Annotated in this window: 24 protein-coding genes and 1 pseudogene; 10 read left to right on the plus strand and 15 right to left on the minus strand. The window is 50.5% G+C overall.

The window, feature by feature from the left end:
- Window positions 1-133: 133 nt before the first annotated feature.
- The 3 genes and pseudogenes from VRC33_RS00660 to VRC33_RS00670 all read right to left on the minus strand — a co-directional run bounded on the left by VRC33_RS00660 (window position 134) and on the right by VRC33_RS00670 (window position 3,475).
- Window positions 134-1,461: pseudogene (locus tag VRC33_RS00660) on the minus strand (MFS transporter).
- A 329-nt stretch (window positions 1,462-1,790) separates the two neighbouring features.
- The gene (locus VRC33_RS00665; protein ID WP_338559836.1) at window positions 1,791-3,236 is read right to left on the minus strand and encodes an alpha/beta hydrolase; all 1,446 of its coding nucleotides are present in this window, start codon (window positions 3,234-3,236) and stop codon (window positions 1,791-1,793) included.
- Complete coding sequence (locus tag VRC33_RS00670) at window positions 3,233-3,475, minus strand: DUF1158 family protein (protein WP_338559838.1); 243 nt, start codon at window positions 3,473-3,475, stop codon at window positions 3,233-3,235. The genes VRC33_RS00665 and VRC33_RS00670 overlap by 4 nt, the downstream gene beginning before the upstream one ends.
- A gap of 140 nt (window positions 3,476-3,615) precedes the next feature.
- Between VRC33_RS00670 and VRC33_RS00675 the strand changes: the two genes are divergently transcribed.
- The 7 genes from VRC33_RS00675 (at window position 3,616) to VRC33_RS00705 (ending at window position 9,891) form a co-directional block, all read left to right on the plus strand.
- Window positions 3,616-4,464, plus strand: coding sequence for a ChaN family lipoprotein (locus VRC33_RS00675; RefSeq protein WP_338559841.1), 849 nt, complete (start codon window positions 3,616-3,618; stop codon window positions 4,462-4,464).
- A 429-nt stretch (window positions 4,465-4,893) separates the two neighbouring features.
- The gene (locus VRC33_RS00680; protein WP_338559843.1) at window positions 4,894-5,751 is read left to right on the plus strand and encodes a hypothetical protein; all 858 of its coding nucleotides are present in this window, start codon (window positions 4,894-4,896) and stop codon (window positions 5,749-5,751) included.
- Window positions 5,752-5,761: 10 nt separating this feature from the next.
- The gene (locus VRC33_RS00685; protein ID WP_338559845.1) at window positions 5,762-6,217 is read left to right on the plus strand and encodes a hypothetical protein; all 456 of its coding nucleotides are present in this window, start codon (window positions 5,762-5,764) and stop codon (window positions 6,215-6,217) included.
- A gap of 364 nt (window positions 6,218-6,581) precedes the next feature.
- Entirely contained in the window at window positions 6,582-7,094 is a 513-nt protein-coding gene (locus VRC33_RS00690; RefSeq protein WP_338559847.1) for a cysteine peptidase family C39 domain-containing protein, read from the plus strand.
- Window positions 7,095-7,591: 497 nt separating this feature from the next.
- Window positions 7,592-8,161, plus strand: coding sequence for a manganese efflux pump MntP (mntP, locus tag VRC33_RS00695; RefSeq protein WP_338559849.1), 570 nt, complete (start codon window positions 7,592-7,594; stop codon window positions 8,159-8,161).
- Window positions 8,162-8,647: 486 nt separating this feature from the next.
- Window positions 8,648-9,595, plus strand: coding sequence for a curved DNA-binding protein (gene cbpA / locus VRC33_RS00700; RefSeq protein WP_338559851.1), 948 nt, complete (start codon window positions 8,648-8,650; stop codon window positions 9,593-9,595).
- On the plus strand, window positions 9,592-9,891 hold the full coding sequence (locus VRC33_RS00705) for a chaperone modulator CbpM (protein ID WP_338559853.1): 300 nt from the start codon (window positions 9,592-9,594) through the stop codon (window positions 9,889-9,891). The genes cbpA and VRC33_RS00705 overlap by 4 nt, the downstream gene beginning before the upstream one ends.
- Before the next feature lie 59 nt (window positions 9,892-9,950).
- Here VRC33_RS00705 and VRC33_RS00710 read toward each other — a convergent pair whose 3' ends face one another.
- The 5 genes from VRC33_RS00710 to VRC33_RS00730 all read right to left on the minus strand — a co-directional run bounded on the left by VRC33_RS00710 (window position 9,951) and on the right by VRC33_RS00730 (window position 14,870).
- On the minus strand, window positions 9,951-10,295 hold the full coding sequence (locus VRC33_RS00710) for a hypothetical protein (RefSeq protein WP_338559855.1): 345 nt from the start codon (window positions 10,293-10,295) through the stop codon (window positions 9,951-9,953).
- A gap of 357 nt (window positions 10,296-10,652) precedes the next feature.
- On the minus strand, window positions 10,653-11,291 hold the full coding sequence (locus VRC33_RS00715; RefSeq protein ID WP_338559857.1) for an RpiB/LacA/LacB family sugar-phosphate isomerase: 639 nt from the start codon (window positions 11,289-11,291) through the stop codon (window positions 10,653-10,655).
- Window positions 11,292-11,336: 45 nt separating this feature from the next.
- Window positions 11,337-12,098, minus strand: a complete 762-nt coding sequence (gene kduD, locus VRC33_RS00720) for a 2-dehydro-3-deoxy-D-gluconate 5-dehydrogenase KduD (protein ID WP_338559859.1) — start codon at window positions 12,096-12,098, stop codon at window positions 11,337-11,339.
- An 18-nt stretch (window positions 12,099-12,116) separates the two neighbouring features.
- On the minus strand, window positions 12,117-13,256 hold the full coding sequence (locus tag VRC33_RS00725) for a glycoside hydrolase family 88 protein (protein WP_338559861.1): 1,140 nt from the start codon (window positions 13,254-13,256) through the stop codon (window positions 12,117-12,119).
- Between the two features lie 15 nt (window positions 13,257-13,271).
- The gene (locus VRC33_RS00730; RefSeq protein WP_338559863.1) at window positions 13,272-14,870 is read right to left on the minus strand and encodes an MFS transporter; all 1,599 of its coding nucleotides are present in this window, start codon (window positions 14,868-14,870) and stop codon (window positions 13,272-13,274) included.
- Window positions 14,871-15,370: 500 nt separating this feature from the next.
- Between VRC33_RS00730 and VRC33_RS00735 the strand changes: the two genes are divergently transcribed.
- Window positions 15,371-16,363, plus strand: coding sequence for an alpha/beta hydrolase (locus tag VRC33_RS00735; protein ID WP_338564402.1), 993 nt, complete (start codon window positions 15,371-15,373; stop codon window positions 16,361-16,363).
- Between the two features lie 48 nt (window positions 16,364-16,411).
- Here VRC33_RS00735 and VRC33_RS00740 read toward each other — a convergent pair whose 3' ends face one another.
- Together VRC33_RS00740 and VRC33_RS00745 are read right to left on the minus strand one after the other, a co-directional pair.
- Window positions 16,412-16,663, minus strand: coding sequence for a hypothetical protein (locus tag VRC33_RS00740; RefSeq protein ID WP_338559865.1), 252 nt, complete (start codon window positions 16,661-16,663; stop codon window positions 16,412-16,414).
- A complete protein-coding gene (locus VRC33_RS00745) occupies window positions 16,660-16,884 on the minus strand; it encodes a hypothetical protein (RefSeq protein WP_338559867.1) in 225 nt (74 codons plus the stop codon). The genes VRC33_RS00740 and VRC33_RS00745 overlap by 4 nt, the downstream gene beginning before the upstream one ends.
- Window positions 16,885-17,094: 210 nt before the next feature.
- Between VRC33_RS00745 and VRC33_RS00750 the strand changes: the two genes are divergently transcribed.
- Window positions 17,095-17,718 (plus strand): pyridoxamine 5'-phosphate oxidase family protein, encoded by a 624-nt coding sequence (locus tag VRC33_RS00750; protein ID WP_338559869.1) that lies wholly within the window; start codon window positions 17,095-17,097, stop codon window positions 17,716-17,718.
- A 50-nt stretch (window positions 17,719-17,768) separates the two neighbouring features.
- On the opposite strand, the gene VRC33_RS00755 is transcribed toward VRC33_RS00750, so the two are convergent.
- The 3 genes from VRC33_RS00755 to VRC33_RS00765 all read right to left on the minus strand — a co-directional run bounded on the left by VRC33_RS00755 (window position 17,769) and on the right by VRC33_RS00765 (window position 18,649).
- Window positions 17,769-18,044: a type II toxin-antitoxin system RelE/ParE family toxin gene (locus VRC33_RS00755; protein ID WP_338559871.1), complete on the minus strand. Its 276-nt coding sequence runs from the start codon at window positions 18,042-18,044 to the stop codon at window positions 17,769-17,771.
- A gap of 2 nt (window positions 18,045-18,046) precedes the next feature.
- Window positions 18,047-18,325, minus strand: a complete 279-nt coding sequence (locus tag VRC33_RS00760) for a ribbon-helix-helix domain-containing protein (protein ID WP_338559873.1) — start codon at window positions 18,323-18,325, stop codon at window positions 18,047-18,049.
- 129 nt (window positions 18,326-18,454) lie between these two features.
- The gene (locus tag VRC33_RS00765) at window positions 18,455-18,649 is read right to left on the minus strand and encodes a hypothetical protein (protein ID WP_338559876.1); all 195 of its coding nucleotides are present in this window, start codon (window positions 18,647-18,649) and stop codon (window positions 18,455-18,457) included.
- Window positions 18,650-19,023: 374 nt separating this feature from the next.
- On the opposite strand from VRC33_RS00765, the gene VRC33_RS00770 reads away from it, so the two are divergent.
- Window positions 19,024-19,407, plus strand: coding sequence for a RidA family protein (locus VRC33_RS00770; protein WP_338559879.1), 384 nt, complete (start codon window positions 19,024-19,026; stop codon window positions 19,405-19,407).
- A 263-nt stretch (window positions 19,408-19,670) separates the two neighbouring features.
- On the opposite strand, the gene VRC33_RS00775 is transcribed toward VRC33_RS00770, so the two are convergent.
- Both VRC33_RS00775 and VRC33_RS00780 read right to left on the minus strand, forming a co-directional pair.
- Window positions 19,671-20,693, minus strand: a complete 1,023-nt coding sequence (locus VRC33_RS00775; protein WP_338559882.1) for an ABC transporter substrate-binding protein — start codon at window positions 20,691-20,693, stop codon at window positions 19,671-19,673.
- Window positions 20,694-20,700: 7 nt separating this feature from the next.
- A complete protein-coding gene (locus tag VRC33_RS00780; RefSeq protein WP_338559885.1) occupies window positions 20,701-22,815 on the minus strand; it encodes a TonB-dependent siderophore receptor in 2,115 nt (704 codons plus the stop codon).
- Between the last annotated feature and the right edge of the window lie 27 nt (window positions 22,816-22,842).

Raw genomic sequence — 22,842 nt, forward strand, 5'->3', positions numbered from 1 at the left:
CCTTTCTTTCCCCCACTGACTCAGGCATCAAAACCAAGGTGCCTGCTACAGGGCGGGCTAACCGCAATACGCAGTTTTCCCCGCTTACAGCGCAAAAAAAACCGGCCGGAGCCGGTTTTTTGCTTTCAGACAATCAGTCGTAGAGCGATTCGTTGCGGGTTTCTTTGCTGGCGATCAGCGCAAACAACGTCAGGCAGGCCATAGCGGCAAGGTATACACCGACATAGAACAGGCCATAGGTATGGGCTAACCAGGTCGCGATATAAGGGGCCACTGAAGCACCAAGAATCGAGGAGAGGTTATAGGAGAACGAGGCTCCGGTATAACGCACTTCTGTCGGGAAAAGCTCCGGCAGCAACGCGCCCATCGGGCCAAAGGTCAGCCCCATAATGCTCAGGCCACACAGCAGGAAAGCCATCACCATCAGCTGGCTGCCAGACGCTAACATGCCCGGGAATATCAGCGAGAAGGCGATGATCATCAGCGTAATCACAATCATGGTCTTACGGCGGCCAAAATGGTCAGCCAGCATACCCGCGATCGGTACCATCACCCCAAAGCCAATTACCGCCACCATCAGCATCCAGAGCAGGGTATTGCGCGGGAATCCCAGACCGTTTGGCGCTGGTGTGGTGCCATAAGTCATGGAATAAACGGTCATGATATAGAACAGCGTGTAGGTCGCCAGCATGATAAAGGTGCCGAGAATGGTCGCCTTCAGATGCTTAGAAAGCAGCGTGCCAATCGGCATTTTGACCTGCTTCTTGTCCTTTTTGACTTTGGCGAACACCGGCGACTCATGCAGCGAAACGCGAACATAAAGCCCGACCAGGACCAGCACCGCAGAGAGGATAAACGGCACGCGCCAGCCCCATGACATAAACTGATCGTCGGTAAGCAGCCAGGAGAGCAGCAGGAAAGTGCCGTTGGCAAAGAAGAAGCCAATCGGGGCACCCAACTGTGGGAACGAACCGTAAAGCGCACGCTTTTTGGCAGGAGCATTCTCGGTAGCCAGCAAGGCTGCACCCCCCATTCTCCGCCCAGGCCAAGGCCCTGTCCAAAGCGCGCCAGCGCCAGAAGAAGAGGCGCGAAAACGCCGATGGTTTCATAACCCGGCAGCAAACCAATCACGACGGTTGAAACACCCATAGTCAGCAGGGAGGCCACCAGGGTGGCTTTGCGTCCGACACGGTCACCGAAGTGGCCAAATACCGCTGAACCAATAGGGCGCGCGATAAAGGCGATAGCGAAGGTGGCCAGCGACTGTAGCGTGGCCACGGTGGCATCACCCTGTGGGAAGAAAATATGCGGGAAAACGATAACCGCAGCGGTGGCATAAATATAGAAATCGAAAAATTCGATAGCGGTGCCGACAAGCGAAGCGACCATCACTTTACCGCGTGAATTTACGGGCGTGGTGTCGGTTTCGGCGTCGTGAGTTGAGGCGATGGAGGCTTGCATAGCAGTTTCTTATTTGTAAAACATGTTAAAGAATCTTACGCACTGCACCGGCGGCATTCAATGGTGAAAACCGCGCTGCAACAGGCTTGCAGCGCGGAAAAGAGGATCCTGCGTGACAGAGGATATTTACCGGGCGATGGCAGGGCTAAACGTCACTTTTCTGGTAATAACCACTGCGAAACGGGCAATAAAAAGTGTCGTGTCAGCGATAAATGCTGAGTATTGCGCAATAATTGTGCAGCAGACCGGATTTTACACCAACTTTGCCACTCCGGACCGAAGGGATCTGCATCCGCTCCGGCTGTTACAAAGGATGTCTGCTGTCACGCTTATCTGATTGTGGCATTCACGCGTTGTAGCACCCAGGGATAGAAAGGATTGGAAGACTGACGCATCAGTGAATCCAGGCTGACTATCAGCACCGAACGTTCTCCTCTTGGCGCCAGCGAGCCAAAACTTACCCCAAACTCATTGGGGTGCTCAGGCGTTCGCCCGTAGAGAGAATCGGTAAGCGGGAAGGGCAGGGCCACGTGTGACAGTGAATAGACATCCGCCGGGTAACTCAGCCCCAGAGGCGTGCTGACCGTGGTAGTACTGCCTGCTGCCGTGGTATTGGCGACTTCATTGTTGCCCTGTACCGACGCATTGGTGACAAGCGTGGTGGTGTAGTGACGGGGCGGCGGGGGCAGCAGTTGTGCAGCCGCATGTCTTGCACTGCTGCGCATCAGCGGAGAGAGCTGCACCGACTGGTTAACATCGAACAGCACAAGTTCGCTACCGTTATCCGGCAGCAAATTGTACAGGCCCCGGACCACGGCGGGGGTACTGACGGTAGCATCAGCCACTGACTGGAAAGTCAGCACCGGAGGAAGTTTATTCAGCAGCTGGCTGGCCTGGTCGCGATGCAGCTGGCTTTGTAGTGCGCTGGTCAACAGCCAGGACTGACGAGCCGCTTTCACCGGGAAGGAGTTATATTTGAACGGGTTGAATTCAGGCAGGATGCTGAGCCAGGCGGAACGGGCAAATGCCGGGAAGATGGACGGGATCCCCGCCAGACCAGCGTAGCGGGCATAGCTGCTGACGCCAATCATGGGCGAGAGCAGAATCAGCCTTTGCGGCGCGGGCAGCTCAGGATCTTCCAGCGCATCCAGCGCATATTTCATCGCCAGCGCACCGCCATTAGAAAAACCGACGATGTGCAATGGGGTGCCCGGTGGCGTGCGTTTTCTGGCTTCCCGCACCGCCAGACGTGTGGCCGCCATCCAGTCTTCCCACTCCACTCTGGTCAGCGCCGCCGGAACAGTTCCGTGACCGGGCAGACGCGGAGCCACAGCAACATAGCCATGCTGCTGATAATCGCGCGCAAAATGTCGCAGGCTGTAAGGGGAATCGGTCAGGCCATGAAGCAGCACTACGGCACCGCGAGGTTTGCCCTGCGGCATCAGAATATAGGAGCGGTTCCAGTCGGTAGCAAAATGCCCGGGGTATACCGGGCTTTGCTCTGCGTAGCGATTGTAGGTATCGGGGTTATCGTCCGGCAGTTTATCGCTGACGTTGGCTTTCATCTCCGCAAAGATTTTCTGCTCGTTGGTGAGGTAGCCCGCCCAGTCGGTGCGGTCCATCTCGCTGTCGCTTAACTCTTCCGGCACCCAGGTATGCCACAGTTGTAGATCGGGCCCCCGCTCTGTCAGCGCCACACGCAGCCCCAGCAGGACAATCAGCACGATCATGGCCAGCATGATTGCGCGTTTGAACCAAAGCTTTGTCCATCTCATACCTTGATAAATCGCAGGTAAATAAAGCGGATGACAAAGTACTCAATGGCGCCCAGCAGCAAAAACCACAGGCAAAATACCAGCGTATAAAGCTGGCCAATGTCGCTGAGATGGAACATCGCCATCAGCCGGTACGTCAGGCTCAGGCCAAACCAGGGCGCGGGCAGCAGCAAAGCGGAGAGCATACCCAGCATCAGCGTGCTCATCGGCATTAAAAAGGTCACGAAAGGGTTTTTCATCTGTGTTCCATTCTGATAACTGGCGGCCATTTTCCGGCAAACCTGGCTCAGGTTCAATCCTCACGTAAAAAACGGGTAGTGATTGCAAGGAATAATTAATGCTCATAGTCTGTTCATTACTGCAACGAAAAGGAATTTCGATGAGAATCTTCGTTTTACTTACTTTGATGCTGATAACAGCTTGTGGCAGCAAGCATTCACCAGAGATTGTCTTATCAGATATGTTCGAACCATCAGGTAACATCACTGATCTTCATACAGGTAAGCTACTGACAGCCCAACAACTCCTTTTAGCTTTGAGTAAACAGCCTGTGATCATTATCGGAGAACAGCATGATAATGTTGCTCACCATCAAATTGAGCACTGGCTGATCGATGAACTGCCACATTACCGGCCTCAGGGCAGTATATTAATGGAAATGTTCACTCCGGACCAACAGGTCAAAATTGACACCATCAAAAACTCTTTATATGTTGTTTTTCCAGACAATGGTATTCAATTAATGCAGGATTTGAACTGGAAACAAAGTTGGAACTGGGCACTATATGGCCCAATAGTTATTACGGCATTGCAGGCACCTTATCCGTTATTAAGTGCAAATCTTGACCGCCATGAAATCTCGGATATTTATAAACATCCTGTTTTTACGCAAGGACTACTTTCCAGCCAGCCTGAAGTTCGTCAGTCTCTCTCAAACATCATCCGTCTTTCACACGGGAACCGAATAGATTCGCAGCAGCTCAACGCCATGTTAGCTATTCAGCAACAGCGCGACAGACGTATGGCCCAAAGTTTGTCAGCTGCACCAATGCCATCACTACTGATTGCCGGAGCATATCACGCTGCAAAAAACCTGGGTGTCCCGTTGCATATGCAGGATATTGGCATAGAAAAGCCGCCAACAGTGCTGATGCTAGTTGAAAAAGGTGCATCTAATAAAAGTGATGTGGCTGATTATCAGTGGGAAGCAAAATTTTTAAAACCATAATTGGCGCTAATAAACTTCTGGGAATTTAATCGGGTAAGTTATTTGTGAAAAGGGTTCTGAAAATAAACCTGTAACCGGAATAACTTACCTGTTGTACAACGGTCCCGTTGGAATTGTAAATTGTTAAACTTCCTGCAAGCAATATAAGTTAATGATTTTAATCTATAAATTGCTACTTGTCGCTATTCATGACCTTTTAATGAAAGTATGTTTTGATAACAATGACAATTTTATTCCTCAGTAGAGGTATATTGTTAGTTGTACCTGTTATTAATTAACCGGTTATTGGAAGTTATTTTCCTATAAGTGTTATTCATTCCAATAAGAGAATTAGGTTTTTCACTAAAATAAATTATTTTACTGGTTGACATCGATTATAATTCTCAATAGGTTAGATTCAGGAAAAATAAATCATGATGCAGGGATGCTATGAAAATAATTACTGTCATCTTATTTTATGCAATAGGGGTGTTCAACGCACATACTGCACAGATCGCAAATGAATCCCCTAAAAATATCCTCAAGATTGAGGATTTCTTGCCAGATAAAAAGAATTGGTCATTCAGTTCAGGTATCAATATTATAAACTCGAATGGAACAGGGGATTATCCTGTGGTGTATATCACTCAGGTCGCGCCCGGACAGTATGTTGTTGATCAAACTACGAAGTCTTATGATAAAGAAAATAATGGACTTTCAGGTTTTTTATCAGGTATGTATGGTATTACCAATCGAGTATCATTGGCAATTTCATTGAATGGACAGTGGTTGAATACACAATACCAAAGCAGTGATAATGTTTACTCTAAAAAAGATGAGTTCAGATTTAATGGGGCAGGGTTCGGGTTAAGTTATCAATCATATATCCTGTCTGATTTTACAATTTTTTATGGTGGTGTAAATATAAACAAGGGTGAAGTAAAAAGTTATGTTTTGGGTTCATCCTTTAACTGGATTTACGATCCATTAGTTTTAAATATATCACTTGGGTCTCTCGATGGAATATCAAAAGAAAAATTCTCAAACGATTATGTTGCTTATATTACAACAGGAAGGGTTATTTTTGCTGTCAATCCAGAAGTTAATCTTAGCTGGGGTGTATCAAAGGACTTCATTAATTCATATGGCCAGTATGGTAATCAAAAGCAGTGGCGAAGCACTTCATCACTATTAGCAGGCACAACTATAAATTTACTTGAGGATCTGACTGGTAGTGTGAATGTAAAAGGTGGGGTAGGAGGTAATAAAAACTCAGTTATTTCATTAGGGATAAACTATAAAATGTAGGAGTTATTCTATGAACAGAAAGAATTTGATTGCTATCATCTTTATTCTTGGTATTGCACCTCTTTCAATGATCACTTGGGCTTTGTCTTTTGAGAAGGCGGCTCCTGCTGAAGAGATACTGGTACGCTCTGAAGTCCCTACGTTAGATTATAATGCTTTTATCCGCATGGGAACTGACGAAATGGAGGAGACTAAAGGAAAAGTTGGCCCCATAATTGTTGGAGCAGCTTCAGGCATTGTAACTGGGGTTATTGGAGCTTACGCTACAGCTCCCAATAATTCACCCAGCAATTTAAATATTATAGCAGGAGGGGCTGGGGGCGCCGTTGGTGGGGCACTATACCCTATTATTGGACCAACAGGTTCCGCATTAATAGGGATAAGTGTAGCCGCTGGAATCAATGACGTTTTTGGCGCGAGCAGCGGAGGGTGTTACAGTAATGGGTGTCATGGGGTTAAAAAGTGATGGACTGGAATATCCCAAACTTACTATCTATTAGTCTCTACACTTTAATTTTTATAAAAAACAGACACGTAAAGAAAACGCAAAACCTTCTGCTAATTGTTCATGCTGCATTCATGGCTATAGCTAACTTTTACTATGGTGCAAGTATATATATCTTTCTTAATGTCGTTTTTATTGTTATATTTGGCGCCTCAATTCAATATCTTAATAAATTGAACGTTATAAAAGATAAAGATTTTAATAAACATTTCGGTTTTTATAATGCGATGCCCTGGTTCTTTTCAATTCAGATGCTTTTATCATGGGCAGGTGTAAATTGAATGTTCTCCCTAAACTCGGATTGTTTAGCATTATAGTGCTGTCAATGACGTACAGTAATGATTCACAATCTTCATACGACAAATTGCGTTTTAACGGGTTTGAAAAACAAAAATATGACAATACCTGTGGTGTTGCTTCTTTATCTGATATCTTCAAAAATCATTTTTCCATTGAAAAAAATGAACTGGAGTTGCTGAAATATTTTCATCTTAAGCCAGAATACTCTTTTGCAGATCTTTCCCTGGTGGCTGATAAGTTCCACATCAAAACTGCAGGAGTAAAAATAACTCCTTCGCAGATTAAGGAAATACATTCACCAGCAATCCTTTACCTGAAAAGGTTTGGTAAAGGTCATTTTGTGATTTTGAAAGGCGTTGATGAGTTCTGGGTACAGATACAAGACCCGGCATGGGGAATATTGAATTATACTCATAAACAGTTTAACCAATACTGGTTACAGTCTGATGGGCTGGGCAGAGCTTTGATTTTTATTAAACAAAGTAATTTGAAAATCAACCGGGACAAAGTTTATCAAAAGATAATCCCAACTTATTAAGTAAATAGCAGATCTATTTTTCTTAATCCGGCAGCACATGTCTGGTTTCTTCAAAAATTTTACGGAGTGTTATAGCAGGCAACAAACCCCGGTGAAGCGCATATTGTTATGATGCCTTCTTCTGTCTCTTTCTGCTGGGTCTGATGATATGAGGGCCGTCAGCAGCAATCCTCCCCTTTTCACCCTGAATTTACACGCCGGTTTCCCCCGTTTAATTCCCTTCTTTTTGCCTGGAATTCCCCCAACCTGTTCAGGGTTGTGCCGCTTAACACAGTAATTCTTTTAGCCTTTTTGGTGGTTTTTTTTGTACAGAATTAGCATTCGTTAAAAAGTATAGCCAAGGCTATACTCAAACCCCTGATTTTGTTGTCTTTTTTTTACCGTATTCGCGTGATAGGATGCGTTTCACCTTTAGACTCCCGCGCTTATTTTTTCACCGGGACCTGTTCTTTTGATGTGTTGAGCACCTTTGAGGTTCTCAAACCGGTATAACCACAATGAATCTTTACGCAACGTTAATTCTGGCTTTCGGCATGTCCATGGACGCATTTGCCGCTGCCCTGGGTAAAGGCGCCGCCCTGCATCGCCCTTCCTGGAAGGAGGCCCTGCGCACCGGATTAATTTTTGGCGTAATTGAAGCCCTGACGCCACTGATTGGCTGGGCTGTAGGGATTGCGGCCAGTCGCTATGTCATGGCCTGGGATCACTGGGTGGCCTTTATTCTGCTGGGCGTGCTGGGCGCGCGAATGATCAACGAAGGTTTTCGCAAGAAAGAGACAACAGAAAAGGCGCCGCAGAGTCACAGCTTTGCCCTGCTGGCAACCACCGCAGTGGCGACCAGCCTGGATGCGATGGCCGTTGGCGTTGGCCTGGCGTTTCTCCAGGTGAACATTGTAACCACCGCACTGGCCATTGGTGCTTCCACTCTGGTGATGGCGACGGCTGGTATCCTGCTCGGGCGTTTCCTTGGGCCGGTAATGGGCAAATGGGCCGAAGTTTTCGGTGGCGTGGTGCTAATCGGTATCGGCAGCAGCATTCTGGTTGAGCATCTGGGCCTTTTTTCCTGATTTTCCTCGTTTTTCTTCACCCGTTTTGGCGGGCAACGGCCCGCTTGTTTACCCTTCGTTTAAGTTAAACTTTGCATACTGAAGGCCAATTGTGTGATCTGGCTCAAATTTTATTGCCTGTAAAACAGTCGTATTGTATAATTTTTTTGCGTTTTACTAACAAAATTTGAATCAGGTACTGAAATGAAAAAATTCTTTAAACGCGTGTTACACAGCTATGTTGAAGCGTTCAAACACGTGCCGCCAGGCGCCATGTCTTAATGGTTCCGGCCAGAAACCCTCGATAGCCGCGGTCAGGGACAGACCGATGGTTATCACTCTTAGTTCGCTCCAACCCTCTCCATAAAATCATCCCTCTTTTTACTGAAATTCGCCTTACACTCCTAAAGTGCCTTTTCCTCATCGTGGGACGACACAGCCTGATTTGTTTTCAATGGACTTAACCCGACTTATCTCAAATAACGAGCAAAAAGAAGGTGTTATCAGATGGAATTCAAAGACTATTATGCCCTTCTGGAGGTCGATCCCTCCGCAGATCTGAAAACCATAAAAACAGCCTACCGGCGGCTTGCGCGCAAATATCATCCGGATGTCAGTACAGAAGCTAATGCCGAAGTAAAGTTCAAGCAGATGGCTGAGGCGTATGAGGTACTTAAAGACAGCGAGCGCCGCGCCGAATATGACAACCTGCGTTTGCACCGCGATGATCCGCGTTTTTCAGAGCCGTCTCCGGACTTTGGCGGGGGCCACTGGCAGGGAAACCAGGGCAACAGCGGTGACTATTCTGACTTCTTTGAATCGATTTTCGGTAGCCAGGCCCGGGGTTTTCGGGGCCACACGCAACGGCACCCACCAACACGAGGGCAGGATATGGAGATGGAGGTGCCGCTGTTTCTGGAAGAGACGCTCACCGGTGAGAGCCGGACGGTTTCTTTTACCGTACCGGTGCTGGATGAGTATGGACGGCAGATTGATGAAGTCGCTAAAACCCTTAAGGTGAAAATTCCCGCCGGGGTGGTGGAGGGTGAACGTATCCGCCTTAAAGGCCAGGGCGTGGCAGGCAGTCAGGGTGCGGCAAATGGCGATCTCTGGTTGGTGATCCGTTTTGCTCCGCATCCGCTGTTTGAAGTCGATGGACAAAATTTGCAGATTGTCGTGCCGCTTGCGCCCTGGGAGGCGGCGTTGGGTGCCAGCGTGGAGGTTCCGACGTTAACCGGCAAAATTGCCCTGACCATCCCGGCTGGCAGTCAGAGTGGTCAGCGTCTGCGGATCAAAGGCAAAGGCCTTGCCAGCAAAAAGAGTAGCGGCGATCTCTATGCCATCCTTAAGGTGGTGATGCCAGCTAAAACCGATGAACAGACCAGCGCCCTGTGGCGTGAACTGGCGGAAAAAGCCGCCTTTAATCCCCGTGCAGCATGGGAGTCCGCATCATGAGCGAGCAAGTCAGACTGACCGTGATTGAGATCTGCCAGTCGGTGGATATATCCCCGGAAGAACTGAATGAGGTGGTGGGGCTGGGGGTGATAACGCCGGTTGAAGCAGAGACCAATTGGATCTTTGATTATCATGCGCTGCGCAGCCTGCGCAGGGCACGACGTCTGCAAATTGAACTCGATCTGGAGTGGTCGGGAATTGCGATGGCACTGACGCTGATGGAGAAAGTGGATCGTCTGGAGAAAGAGAACGCGCTGCTACGTCGGCAGTTGGATCGCTTACTTCACACCGTCTGACGGCGGGATGCCGGATCGGATGAAAAGAAGTGGCCGGGTTTTCCCCGGCCATTGAGACATTAATCCTGACTCTGATACTCATCCAGAGTGGCATTCTGACAGGCGTCCTGGCTTTGCCGCGCCTGCTTTTTCTGTTCATCGCTGAGGTTCAGCCAGGCTGCCACCACGGTTCTGGCTTCATCCTCATCAAACTCCGGGGTTTCCTGTGCAGAAGGGGATTTGCCGCGGGCATCCAGCGCTTTCAGCTGGGTGATATAGCTGTCTGAAGAACCGGTGGATTTTTCCTGAGTCACCAGGGTACACAGATTGGCAATATAGCCCTGTGCCGGATCGTCAGACTGTTCAGCAGCCTGTACCGAACCTGTGGCAGCCAGAACAGCGAGCAGCATCATTACTTTCTTCATACTTTCTCCTTATGAAACGGGAATCTTTTGCCGGGATCAACAGCAGGGTAAAACGGCATGGATCAAAGTTTAGTGGTGAATTGGCCGGGACAGACTTTTTTGCTGTAAAAATCGTGCTGCTCAGCCTGACGGCAATGAATAACCCGTTCATTCAGCCCGTCTGCGGGTGGTAAGCATAAAATTAATAAACAGTTCAATCAATCGGTTATGCGGCTGATTACGGGCACGAATCAGACAGATGGCACCAATAATGGGGGGCGTTGACGGGAAATGAAGCTATCAGACAGGCCAGGTGAGATGAAACGGCAAAAGCCGTAACCAGCCGGGGCCAGTTACGGTTTAAGTGGAAAGAGAGAATTAACCGATCAGCTGTTTAACCCAGGCAATAATTTCCTGATCTTTGCCCTGCTCAAACAGGCATTTCTGGAAGCGTTCGCCACCCACCGCCGTTTTTACCAGCTCAGGGTCGATAGCCCGCAGCGTGTCGAGATAGTTCTCTTTCATCACTGCGCTTTTCACCTGGTTAAGAATACCTGCGTTACGCACCTGTGGCTCTTTGCGATCCAGTGGATAACCTTCGCCTTTACGGCCGGTAAACGCCTTCTCAAAGATATAGCGAACATTCAGTTCCGCTCCCCAGCCAAAGCCTTTGGCAAAAGGTAAAGAGAGCGCGTTACCGTTATTGATCTGTGCAAACAGGAAAGCATCCGCAGGGTCAATACAGTAGCCACACACTACGCCAGGGTGGATGTTCAGCGACATTAATGCCCCCTGGCCGGTGCCGCAGCCGGTGACAACAAACTCCACGGCTCTGGCATTCAGCAGGATGCTGGCCATGATCCCCAGATGGATGTAGGTCAGATGATGGTCCCGATCGTCCTGCATTCCCACATTGAACACCGCATCATTATTGTCTGCCGCCACAGCCTCAAGCTGGGTTAATACCAGGGCATTTTTTCCCGCCTGGCTGTTTTCCATCATCAGTGCAATATTCATATTTACTCCCGTGTTCAGGTTTGGAGGGTGAAATAAGGTCAGTGATTAGCGCGCCAGCCAGCCGCCATCTACTGCAAGGGTGTAGCCATTAACGTAATCAGAGGCAGCCGAGGCCAGAAAAACCACCGGCCCCATCAGGTCATCAGGTTCTCCCCAGCGCCCGGCAGGGATACGTGAAAGAATTTCTGCGCACCTCGTTTCGTCATCCTGCAACTGTTGCGTGTTGTTGGTGGCGATGTAGCCGGGAGCCAGCGCATTGACATTGATGCCGTATCCGGCCCATTCGTTAGCCAGTTCACGCGTCAGTCCCATTACCGCGCTTTTCGATGCGGTGTAAGAAGGCACGCGGATCCCGCCCTGGAAAGAGAGCAGGGAAGCAATATTGATAATCTTGCCGCCGCCGCCCTGTTTGATGAACTGGCGGGCAACCTGCTGTGACAGAAAGAACAGCGTTTTGATATTGACGTCCATCACTTCGTCCCAGTCTTGTTCGCTGAAATCCAGCGCCTCCTGACGACGAATGATGCCGGCATTGTTGACCAGAATATTGATCTGACCCATCTCAGCCACTGCCCGCTCCACCAGGGAGGCAAGCTGCTCCTGCTGGCCTAAATCGGCTTTAAGACTGAGAAAACGGCGACCCAGTGCTGTGACTTCGGCGGCCGTTTCGGTTGGTTCACTGCGGTTAATCGCCACAATGTCGCAACCGGCCTGAGCCAGCCCTACGGCCATACTTTTCCCCAGGCCGGTATTGCATCCGGTGACCATCGCCACCTTTCCGTGCAGAGAAAAATTGTTCAGGATCATGCTGTTTTCCTCGTTGTTTTACAGATAGCGGTGCAGGTATTCCACCAGGCATAAAATCGCCATCGCCTGACCATAAGGCATCGACGTCAGCGGGATCTGGCGGTAGTAATCAAGGTCTTTACCCATCGCGGTGCCGAAAGAGACCTGAGTCAGTTCACCCTCGTGATTGATGTGGCCGATAAGCCCCTTCAGCGCTTTTTCAGCCACGGCGATATAGCGTTCGTCGGCATAATGGCGTCGGGCCGCTTTCAACATGCCGAAGGCGAAGCCCGCCGTGGCAGAGGCCTCTAAGTAGGAATCGGGATCGTCCAGCAGCGTGTGCCACAGCCCGCTCTCATGCTGGCATTGCTCCAGTGCTGCAAGCTGGCTGGCCAGCACCTGCTGGAGATAGCGACGGGTGGCATCCTGTTCCGGCAACTCCAGCAGGTCGAGAAACTCCGGGATAACAATGGTCAGCCAGCTGTTGCCACGCGCCCAACGGGCATGAGCGTAGTTATGGTGGCCTTCGAAGGTCCAGCCGTGGAACCACAGCCCAGTTTGCCGATCCATCAGGTGCTGGGTGTGCAGCAGGAACTGGTATTTGGCTTCTTCAATATAGGCCGGGCGATTAAGCAGCTTGCCGATTTTTGCCAGCGGCAGCACGGTCATCATCAGCGTGTCGTCCCACAACTGCTGGTGGTTCTCTTCGGCCAGCGTAATGTGCTGCAACCCGCCGCAGTCGGTGCGCGGCATTTTATGCATTATCCAGTCTGCCCAGCTTTCCAGATAAGGCAGCCAGCGCGGATCCCGCGTCTCTTCATAACGGTAAGCCAGCGTCAGGAAGGGGCAGACTGTATTCACATTGCGGGTGGTGGAACCTTCGGCAAACCGGTCGGCAAACCAGCCGTCGATTATCGCCCGCAGCCGGTCATCGCCAGTCTGGCGGTAATACTGATGGATGCCATACAGCCCGATGCCGTGCGTCCACTCCCAGCCGGCCCAGCCTTTGGTATCAATCACCCGCCCGTCATCAAGACGCAGCAGGAACTCGCCGGTGTTATCCCTGATGTTCACCAGGTTATCCACCAGCTTATTGATCAGCTGATGCAGCTCTGTGCTGGAAATAAAGCGTTCCGGCTGACGTAGCAGTTCGCTCTGTTTTACGGGATAGACCAACATAAATTTGCCCTCGGGTCAGGAATGACGGGTTGACTGGCGGATGACAGGATCGGCCGGTGGAGTAACGGGAAGCGCCTTCGCAGCGGGCTTGTGACGGTTCAGGTAACCAATATTGTTGTTACCCCACAGCGACTCGTAAGGCAGACCGGCCAGCATTTCCACCGTGGCCCTGGCCTGCGGAGTGATACTGCCCGGCACCACGTTGCCCGCTGCCCGCATTTTTCCGGTTTCTTCGCGCAGCGTTTGATGAGTCGCCATGTTGAGTCTGAAGCGCAGGGAGATAACAAAGCCCAGGCAGAGCATCACCAGCGTACCGCCGCAGAGGATCATCAGAATGGCGTGACTGACCGCTGAAGTCTGCGTGCTGCTGCCTGTGACAAAGCCGGAAAGCTGCATCAGAATGCCGACCAGAATCACCGCGCCAGCCTGCGAGGCTTTGCGGGTCAGCGTCATGATCCCGGCGAAAATGCCTTCACGGCGTTGCCCGGTGATCGCTTCATCCACGTCAGAAATGTAGGTGTAGATATTCCACGGCACGTAGTTGATACCGCCCCGTCCCAGCCCGGCGATAGCGGAAACCAGTAACAGCAGGGAGAACACATCGCTCAGCCCGGCGTAATAGAGCACGCCATAAGAGAGGGCGCTGAAGCCAAAAAGCAGCACGACAAGGCGGTATGAAGGGGCAGGCCCGAAGCGGATACAGAGGGGGATCATGCCGATCACCGCCACAAACTGCATGATCGCCATAGTGCCCATCAGGTTCGAGGCCATGCTGGCGCTCTGCATCAGCACAAAGACGACGTAATAGGTGAAGACCGCATTAAACACGTCCTGAGCAATATAGCCGCCGAGGTACATACCCAGATGCTGACGGAAAATGCGCACCCGCAGGGTAGAAGTCAGTTCAATTTTCAGCCTGGACAGGCTCTGCCTCAGCGTCAGTTTCTGCTGTTCAGCTTCCAGCGCGGCAGCGGATTTTTTCTCCTGCGGTCTTTCCCAGGTGTTGAACCACACCAGTGTCAACACAATCGCGCACAGCACGGAGAACACCAGGCTGGCATAGAAGAAGGAGATCACGTTGTCTTTGCCAAAGATATTCAGCAGCACGCCGGGCAGGAATGCCGCAAGGATTGCCGAGAGCTGCGCCAGGGCGATACGTGCCCCGGAGAATTTGGTTTTCTCTTTAAAATCATCGGTCATTTCCGGCACTAACGTTTCATAGGGCACCAGAATTGAGGTGTAGACCACTTCAAACACCAGGTAAGTCAGCAGGTAATAGATATAGGTCATATCGCCGACCCACATCAGGCTGTAGGTAAAGACCAGCGGGATGCCGGTGAGGATAAAGAACTTACGGCGGCCAAACCTTTTCCCTAATCTGGTGGAGCCAAAATGATCGGTGAGATAGCCCATCAGCGGGCTGACCACGGCATCCAGCACGCGAGCCATGGCAAAGATTGAGGTGGCTTCAATGGGGCTGAGCCCGCAGAAGGTGGTATAGAAATAGAGCAGCCAGGCCGAAGTCAGCGCCATCGTACCGGCACCGAGGAAATCACCTGAGCCATAAGCTAAATAATTTAGCGTTGCTGGTTTGCGTGTCTTCATAGCGTTCATCCTGATTAACCCACTTTAACGCCCGGCTGTTCGTCGGGGGATGAAGTAAGGTAGAACCAGCAGAAGGAGATAACCTTTGTGATTTTGCCACTCCACGCCTACCGCTGGCGTTCAGGTAAAGAAATCCGCTACCGATCTCACCAATTTAATAAAATGCTGTTTCATTATTATTGAATTAGCGTATCAGACATGCAAGAGAAAAAAGGGGGAGTTAAAAGCAGATGTGTGTGACAGGCGAGAGTCTGGTTATGAGTAAAAGTAAACCGGATAAGAAAATTAACCAGATCGTTGCAGAGGCAAAAGCTGGTTTTATTAAAAATTGAGACGGGGGTTTAATTGTGGCCGCCGCGGGGCTTTGCTTCTTTGCGCTTCTTTACCCGGTCACACCTTCTGACAAACTTTTTTATCCGCTATGGTTACTCCTTGTTTATTCTGATTTTCCTTCCCGCTACTGGATATCATTGAGGATAATGCCTGTGTCGAAAATCTTTCATGGTCTGATGCTGTCAGGCCTGGTGACGGTTTTTTCTGCCACTGCGGCAAAGACAACGCCGAAGTATGGCCCTGAACTCCAGGGATTTGATTTCCCCTATCCCATTCAGAAATTCTCCTTCAGCTCGCAGAGCCAGCCGCTGAGCATGGGCTATATCGACGTCCAGCCTCAGGGCAAAGCCAATGGCCGCACTGCGGTGCTGATGCACGGTAAAAACTTTTGTGGCGTGACCTGGCAGGATTCAATTGATGCGCTGAGTAAGGCTGGTTTTCGGGTAATCGCGCCCGATCAGATTGGTTTTTGTACCTCCAGCAAACCTGCCCATTATCAGTACAGTTTCCAGCAGCTTGCGCTGAATACGCAGAACCTGCTGAAAAAACTCAATATCGATAAAGTTACCCTGGTTGGCCATTCAACGGGCGGCATGCTGGCAACCCGCTTCGCGCTGATGTATCCGCAGGAGGTGCAGAAACTGGTGCTGGTGAACCCGATAGGGCTGGAAGACTGGAAAGCGAAAGGCGTGCCGTGGCGCAGCGTGGACGACTGGTATCAGCGGGAGCTGAAAACCTCGGCTGCCGGTATCAAAAAATATGAGCTGAACACCTATTACGTCGGACGCTGGAAACCGGAATACGATCGCTGGGTGGATATGCTGGCCGGGCTGAATAATGGGCCGGGTAAGGAAACCGTGGCATGGAATTCTGCCCTGCAATACGACATGATTTTCAGCCAGCCGGTCTATTACGAATTTAAAGATCTGAAGATGCCAACCACCCTGATGATCGGCACTTCAGACACCACGGCGATTGGCAGCGATATAGCGCCGCCGGAAGTGAAGGCAAAAATTGGTCATTACAATGAGTTAGGCAAACAGGTTGCAGCGTTGATTCCGCAGGCCACGCTGATTGAATTCCCGGGCATGGGCCATGCGCCACAGATGGAGGAGCCTGCAAAATTCAATCAGGCGCTGATCAAAAACCTGAATCAGCCGTCGGGCTAGCGGCAACGATTATCAGGCGCTGATTAAGAATCTGAATCAGTCATCAGACTAGCGGCATTGGGAGGTGCAGGCCTGAACGCAGGCCTGCATTTTTGCCCCGCAGCCGCTGTTATCATTACGGTCACACTGGCTGTTCTGCACATAACAATTTTGCTGGCAAATGCTGACATCGCACTTAGCCGCGACCGGCGTAGCAATGATGTCCTGCTTCGGAGGCACCAGCGGCAGTTGAGAGAGTTGCGAGCAGGCCGCACCAGAGAAGGCGAGGATCAATAACGCCAGTACAGTAGATTTTTTCACAGGAATTTCCCCAGAATAAATTGTGCTCTTTCAGCAGCCTGCGTCCTTTCCTTACCGTAATCATAATCGCTGGCTTTCATTCGCTTTAAGGTCGTGATCAGGGATTCAACGGTGAAGGCGCGCTTCTCACCTAAAACCGTTAATACCGCGCCGCCAATCTCATTACAGATCGCTCTTGCTTCGGCCATGTCCTCATCTGAGGTGACGTATTCATCGCTCATGCCTGCTTCCCCGGTGATCCCCGTTTATAAAATCATAGATAGCCTGACGTAAAACGCGAAGGTTTTTGGTCTGTAATGAGACAGCCGTACCGCATGAGCGGGGCTGACTCCATTCCCGAAACGATGCCGCTGTACTACTCTTGGCTGGAGGCTTCAGGTGCACAGGATCATGCCGAAGCAGAGGACGCATTTATGAAATCAGGGGGTAAAATGTCCGGAGATATTCAGCGCATCACCACTACAGAAGAGCTTGAACAGATCTACGGTGTGCCTGCGCAGCCTTCAGTGATAAAAGTTGTCGACCACATCCACGCCGCTTACCTTCCCTTTATTGAAATGTCGCCCTTTGTGGCGCTGGCAACCTGTGGCCTTTCTGGTCTGGATGTCTCACCGCGTGGCGATCCCGCCGGGTTTATTCATATTGAAGATGAGAAGACGCTGCTGCTGCCAGACAGGCGGGGCAACAATCGTATCGACAGTCTGAAAAATATTATTAACGATCCGCGGGTGGCTCTGCTGTTTCTGATCCCAGGTATCGGAGAAACATTGCGGGTGAACGGCAAGGCTGAAATCAGTATTGAGCCAGACCTGCTGGCACGGTTTGCGGTTAACGGCAATAAACCCCGTTCAGTGTTGCGTATCAAAGTGGAAAGCGTCTTTTTTCAATGCAGCCGGGCCATTATCCGTGCCCAGCTTTGGGACCCTGCCGCCCGGATTACCCGCAACCAACTTCCCAGCACGGGGAGCATCCTGAAAGCACTCTCGCAGTCGGCCATTGATGGTGACGCTTATGATAAAGCGCTGCCGGAACGGATTAAAAATACGCTTTATTAAGAGTGGGGTGAGCGGGATGGTATCAAAGGACATTATCCTGAAAAATCAGGTCAGCGATCTTCTTTCGTATGCCATACGTGCAGGAGATAGATATCATTGATTTTGAGTTCATAGCGCATTTCATATTGACCAACGATCAACCTGCGAACTTCCCGGGGCTCAAATTCACTCAAAACAGCGCCGTGCCGGGGATGAGTTATTAGATGAGCAGGTGCGTTAACTAAGGATTGAATGGCTTTGGCTGCGGCCCTGGGATTGACCTTTGCAAGAAAGTGATAAACCCTGTCTAAATCCTCTAAGGCAGGGTCAGTCCAGATAAAACGCATAGTTATCTTCCTGATTTGGGGAGGGGAAGTGTTTTGTCTGTCCCCAGACTATTCGCCCATTTCACGACGTCATTGTGTTCAACAACTCTGCCCTCATCAACAGCATTAAGAGCATCCAGGGTAAGTTGATGACGCCTTTCTTCCTGTTCAATGATGGCCGCAAGCGCTTGCTTGATAAGCCAGCCGCGTGAACGATCGTAAGCAGCTGCCATTTCGTCCAATTTTTCTGCCATTTCTATCGGTACATGTGCAGTAATGACGCGTGTTAATGGTTGGCCCATGGAAAAACTCCTCCGGAGTGATTAATTTTTAATAATAGCTAATCATAATGATTCAAACTACTTTTTTTACACTCCATTATGCTCATCCTTTCGAAACTGAAAGGGCGGAGTCATCCGCCCTTAAGCCGGTTAAGGCTGCCACTCCACCTCACTTACATCACTAAATCGCTGGTTCAGATGCTGTAACCGTTCCAGCAATATCCAGTTCAGTGTGTCTCTGATCATCGGGTCGACAAGCTCATTGATTGCCCAGGTGAGAGCCAGGCACTGGTCACAAAGTTCCGGTGTTGCTAGCGTTTCAATTGAAAGCATTTCGTCAAACATTGTGATTCTCCTCGTAAAAAGGAGCGAAAGTCTTTATTTCGAAACGGGTTTGGGTACACTTCGGCTTAGCCATAGCGTTAGGTCCTTAACGTGTTGGTCAGACGCCCTGTCAATGCTTTAACATTGATGGGGCGTTGTTATTTATTTTTCATTATTTAATATGAAAAATACCCGCTGTAATGAATGCCTGATAATCATGAAATTATGAGGTGTTTATGTCAATCTGAAGGCGTTTGAATAACCCCTACAACGGGCTGATAATTATAGAAATGTGAAGCCGGTTCTAAATAAAAATGTAAGATGTATGTGATACATTCAGGTGCTGACCCGGCAGCGATTATTCAGCAGATAAAATCTCAATGAAGGATGACAAAATGGAAAAGCTAACAAGAGTCAATTACCCACAATTAGGTGAAGTAAAAGCGCCTTATGTTCATGCCGTTAAGCACAACAATACCCTGTATGTTTCCGGGCTAACAGCATTTGGTTCCCCGGCGCAAAAGCAGGGTATAGCTGAACAGGCTGAAGAAATCTTCGCTCAATTTAAGCTAATAGCCACGGCTGAAAAAACTTCACTGGCCTCATTGATTAAAGTGACTATTTTTGTGACTGCTTTGGATGAAATAAATGCGCTGAGAACCGTTTTATTCCGTCATTTTGGCTCGCATCTTCCTGCCAGTTCTCTGGTTCAGGTTAGCCAGCTTTTTTCACCAGATTTAAACATTGAGATTGAAGCGATTCTGGCACTGGATGATTAACCCGGCCAGGAAAGAAATTGATTAACCCTTTCAAAATTTTTCAGGCATAAATGTGCATATTTTGTATTGGTATTTTTTAATACAGTAATGGATATTAATCAGAAAAGAAGGCGGATAACATATAATTTACATGTGAATAATCCTGACCAAAATGTACTTTTAATGTTGAAGTTAACAACATGTAATCAGAGTAGGAATGCTTTATTTTTTCCATAAAAAAAAGAATCTGTTTATTCATCAGATTCTTTTTCAGTTTCCCGGCCTTACTCCGGCCCCATTCCTTTTAATATCCTGCCAGCCTGATCCGGAGTGAGTTGATAATCAAAGAACCGCTGATAAAAATCCTGCGTTGCCCGGACCATATCCAGATCTTTAAACAGCGCCGGATGCAGTAATTTTGCTGCCCACTGAATCTGCAGGCCAGACTCCGTGCCGTATCTGTCCCAGGGAAAGACGCCGGCTGGATTCTGCCACACCTGATGGTTTTTAACTGCCTTCAGGCTGCTGAACAACGAGGCGTAATCTGAACTGGCCAGGGTTCCCGCCCCTGCACCAATAATGATGATATCTGGCTGCCAGAACAGCACGTTCTCCGGCGAGGTCTCTTTCATATTGCCATCGACTTCTGCCGCCGCATTTCGTCCACCCGCCAGCTTAATCCAGGTATAAATCAGCGTATTACGGCCATCCACCTTGAGTGGATGAAGCGACTGAATATGCAGCACGCGCGGGCGTTGGCTCTGGCTCAGTCCGGCAGTTTTGGCCTGTATGCTGGCAATCTGTCGATCCAGATAAGCGTTGTACTCCTCAGCACGCTGTCGTGCCCGATCCGTTCCCACTACTTCAGCAGTGGTCAGCAGCGAACGCTCCATCGAGGGAAAATCATCAAACCCCATCACCAGCGTCGGCAGGCCTGCCTGACGGTAAGCCGCCGCATCGCCATCCTCTGCCGCTACAAATACCGCATCCACCTTGTGCGCCAGCAATGCTTCGCTCTCAAAGCTGCGGCCATGCACGGATAACGCCTGATTCAGCGAAGGCTGGATTGTAAACATCCAGGGCCGGTCTTTGGCGTGGTTCACCGTCGCCACAATCCGGTCACCTGCGCCCAGCGTCATCAGCAGCGAGTGGTGGGCATACCAGCCATCGGCAATACGCCTGGCCCGATCGGGAACGGTGACGGTGTTTCCGGCATCATCCGTCACCGTGCGGGCCAGCGCCGCAAGCGGGAGTGATGTCAGGCTCAGGGCTGTCAGGAGTGAAGCAATCAGGGGTGTTTTCATCATGACCTCATCAGAAAGTAAGCTGCATGGAAACCTGCATCATGCGCGGTTCGCCCAGTTGGGCACTGGCATATCCGGCACCGCTGTAACCATTCAGGCCACCCGGCACAATGTTGGTCCAGTAATGGCGATTGGTCAGGTTAGTGATATCGAAGCGGAATGTGGTGTCGGTAGTAAACAGGCGTGTTTTATAGCTGGTTCCGGCATCAAAAGTGGCATAGCTGCCCACCCAGCTGTCGTTAGCGTTATCCGTAGTGCGGCGGCCAACGTAATGCATCCCGCCGTGCACATCCGTGCCGCTCAGGAACGGCAAATCGTAAGCGGCGAACAGGCTGGCCGTATAGCGTGGCAGACCAACGATCTGCTTATTTTCGGTGGCAGCACTGGCGGTATCACGCAGGCGGGGATCGAGCCAGGTCATGCCACCATACAGATGCAGATTATCGGTTACATCACCATCGGTCATTAGCTCCAGACCCCGGTTACGCTGGTTGCCATCTACCCCGTAACTGCCACTGGCGGTGGTGTAGGCGAAGGGGCGATCGATCTGGAACAGCGCGGCGGTCAGCAGCACTTTTCCCACGGCCAGTTTGCTGCCCACTTCCACCTGCGTGCTGCGATACGGATCGAGAATATTGCCCGCATTGCTGGCTCCGGCTGGCGCTGTATCGCCCTGTTGCAGGCTGTCAGCCCAGGTGATGTAGAGCGTCAGGGGATCTACCGGCTTGTACATCAGGCTGGCAGACCCGCTGAATCCGCTGTTGCTGGAGTCGCTGGTACGGCTGCCGGTTTTACTGTAATTGGCCGAACTCAGAAAGCTTTTGCTTCCTGCCAGCAGCAGGCTCCACTGCGGGGAAAATGTCAGGATATCGCTCAGCAGAAACGCCTGTTGTGTCGCGGTGGTGGAGTGATAGCGATGAGTGAAATCCGGGTAATCTGGCTCTGTATAAGAGGCAGGATTATCCAGCGAGGCGCTGCCCAGCGTCGAGGTGCCACCGTTGCGCGGGTTTTCATTTTTCCAGACGAACCCACGAACACCGGTGGCGATTTGATGATGCAGCCAGCCCGTCTCCACTTCGCCGTTAAGGCTGGCCATATAACTGTTAATGGTGAAGCGGCTGGCGGTGGCGGACGAGGTAGTGGTTTTGTAGTGCCCGGCATTATCGGTAAAGGTATTGGTCACCGCCGTGGATTCCCGATCGGCGATCTGGCGCAGTACGCCCACTTCTCCCTGCCAGTTCCCGTCAAAATCGTGTTTCAGATGCAGGCTTGCCGTCAGCGTATGATTGTCATTACCGGCGTAATACTGCCCAAGATGCGCCGTTTTCGGGTTTGGCGCAGAGGGGAACGACAGCCCGCTGCCAAGCGCAAACTTACCTGGCAGCCCTTTTTCGTCATAGTGGTAATAGCTGAAGTTGCTCTCCAGCACCGTTTTGTCGGTGAGGTTGGCATCCAGCGCCAGGCTGAAAAGCTGACGGCGTTTTTTACTGCCGCTGACATAGCCATCGCCTTCATCATCAAGAAAATTCGCGCGGTAACGCAGGCGATCGTTGTCATCAAGCGGATCACTGAAATCCCCGGAAACCAGGTGGCTGAGTCCGGTGCCTGCGCCAAAGGTCAGGCTGTGCTGTGCGATATCAGTCGGGCGTTTGGCGACAAAGTTGAACAGGCCTGCGGGGTTCGCCGGACCATACAGCGAACCAGCCAGCCCGTTCAGCACCTCGAGATGATCAAACTGTTCGGCAGCATAATCAGTTGTGGAGACCACATTCAGCCCGTCAATCATGGAGTTTTGCACCACGCTGCCCTGCATTCCACGCGTCTGCGGACGGGCACCGTCACCCTGCACGGAAGGCATATAGCGATAAATATCGCTGAGGCTTTTCAACTGCTGGCGTTTCATCAGGGAGGGAGAGATAACCTGAACCGAATAGGGCGTATTACGCACTTCCTGTTTGCCCAGGTTGCCCAGCGTGGCCTGTTTATCCGGTGCCGCAGGCTCGCTGGCGGGTGCTGCGGCAGTAACCGTCAGCGTTTTTTCCGGGGGCGCGGCCTGGGCCGGAAGCGCGGAAAGGATCAGGACGCACAGCGTGCCTGCTTTAAAATACGGGGTTACCACTGCCATGTTATGAGTATGCCTTTGATGCATTGC

It is taken from the genome of Erwinia sp. E_sp_B01_1 (assembly GCF_036865545.1).
GTDB lineage: Bacteria > Pseudomonadota > Gammaproteobacteria > Enterobacterales > Enterobacteriaceae > Erwinia.

Excerpts from the sequence above, each read along its gene's own strand:
- VRC33_RS00755 (WP_338559871.1), bottom strand. The coding sequence starts at position 18,044 with ATGCGTTTTATCTGGACTGACCCTGCCTTAGAGGATTTAGACAGGGTT.
- VRC33_RS00665 (WP_338559836.1), bottom strand. The coding sequence starts at position 3,236 with ATGAGATGGACAAAGCTTTGGTTCAAACGCGCAATCATGCTGGCCATG.
- cbpA (WP_338559851.1), top strand. The coding sequence starts at position 8,648 with ATGGAATTCAAAGACTATTATGCCCTTCTGGAGGTCGATCCCTCCGCA.
- VRC33_RS00750 (WP_338559869.1), top strand. The coding sequence starts at position 17,095 with ATGTCCGGAGATATTCAGCGCATCACCACTACAGAAGAGCTTGAACAG.
- VRC33_RS00745 (WP_338559867.1), bottom strand. The coding sequence starts at position 16,884 with ATGAGCGATGAATACGTCACCTCAGATGAGGACATGGCCGAAGCAAGA.
- VRC33_RS00725 (WP_338559861.1), bottom strand. The coding sequence starts at position 13,256 with ATGTTGGTCTATCCCGTAAAACAGAGCGAACTGCTACGTCAGCCGGAA.
- VRC33_RS00675 (WP_338559841.1), top strand. The coding sequence starts at position 3,616 with ATGAGAATCTTCGTTTTACTTACTTTGATGCTGATAACAGCTTGTGGC.
- VRC33_RS00775 (WP_338559882.1), bottom strand. The coding sequence starts at position 20,693 with ATGATGAAAACACCCCTGATTGCTTCACTCCTGACAGCCCTGAGCCTG.
- VRC33_RS00670 (WP_338559838.1), bottom strand. The coding sequence starts at position 3,475 with ATGAAAAACCCTTTCGTGACCTTTTTAATGCCGATGAGCACGCTGATG.
- VRC33_RS00680 (WP_338559843.1), top strand. The coding sequence starts at position 4,894 with ATGAAAATAATTACTGTCATCTTATTTTATGCAATAGGGGTGTTCAAC.
- VRC33_RS00730 (WP_338559863.1), bottom strand. The coding sequence starts at position 14,870 with ATGAACGCTATGAAGACACGCAAACCAGCAACGCTAAATTATTTAGCT.
- VRC33_RS00780 (WP_338559885.1), bottom strand. The coding sequence starts at position 22,815 with ATGGCAGTGGTAACCCCGTATTTTAAAGCAGGCACGCTGTGCGTCCTG.
- VRC33_RS00710 (WP_338559855.1), bottom strand. The coding sequence starts at position 10,295 with ATGAAGAAAGTAATGATGCTGCTCGCTGTTCTGGCTGCCACAGGTTCG.
- VRC33_RS00765 (WP_338559876.1), bottom strand. The coding sequence starts at position 18,649 with ATGTTTGACGAAATGCTTTCAATTGAAACGCTAGCAACACCGGAACTT.
- kduD (WP_338559859.1), bottom strand. The coding sequence starts at position 12,098 with ATGATCCTGAACAATTTTTCTCTGCACGGAAAGGTGGCGATGGTCACC.
- VRC33_RS00715 (WP_338559857.1), bottom strand. The coding sequence starts at position 11,291 with ATGAATATTGCACTGATGATGGAAAACAGCCAGGCGGGAAAAAATGCC.
- VRC33_RS00705 (WP_338559853.1), top strand. The coding sequence starts at position 9,592 with ATGAGCGAGCAAGTCAGACTGACCGTGATTGAGATCTGCCAGTCGGTG.
- VRC33_RS00735 (WP_338564402.1), top strand. The coding sequence starts at position 15,371 with ATGCTGTCAGGCCTGGTGACGGTTTTTTCTGCCACTGCGGCAAAGACA.
- VRC33_RS00770 (WP_338559879.1), top strand. The coding sequence starts at position 19,024 with ATGGAAAAGCTAACAAGAGTCAATTACCCACAATTAGGTGAAGTAAAA.
- mntP (WP_338559849.1), top strand. The coding sequence starts at position 7,592 with ATGAATCTTTACGCAACGTTAATTCTGGCTTTCGGCATGTCCATGGAC.
- VRC33_RS00685 (WP_338559845.1), top strand. The coding sequence starts at position 5,762 with ATGAACAGAAAGAATTTGATTGCTATCATCTTTATTCTTGGTATTGCA.
- VRC33_RS00760 (WP_338559873.1), bottom strand. The coding sequence starts at position 18,325 with ATGGGCCAACCATTAACACGCGTCATTACTGCACATGTACCGATAGAA.
- VRC33_RS00690 (WP_338559847.1), top strand. The coding sequence starts at position 6,582 with ATGACGTACAGTAATGATTCACAATCTTCATACGACAAATTGCGTTTT.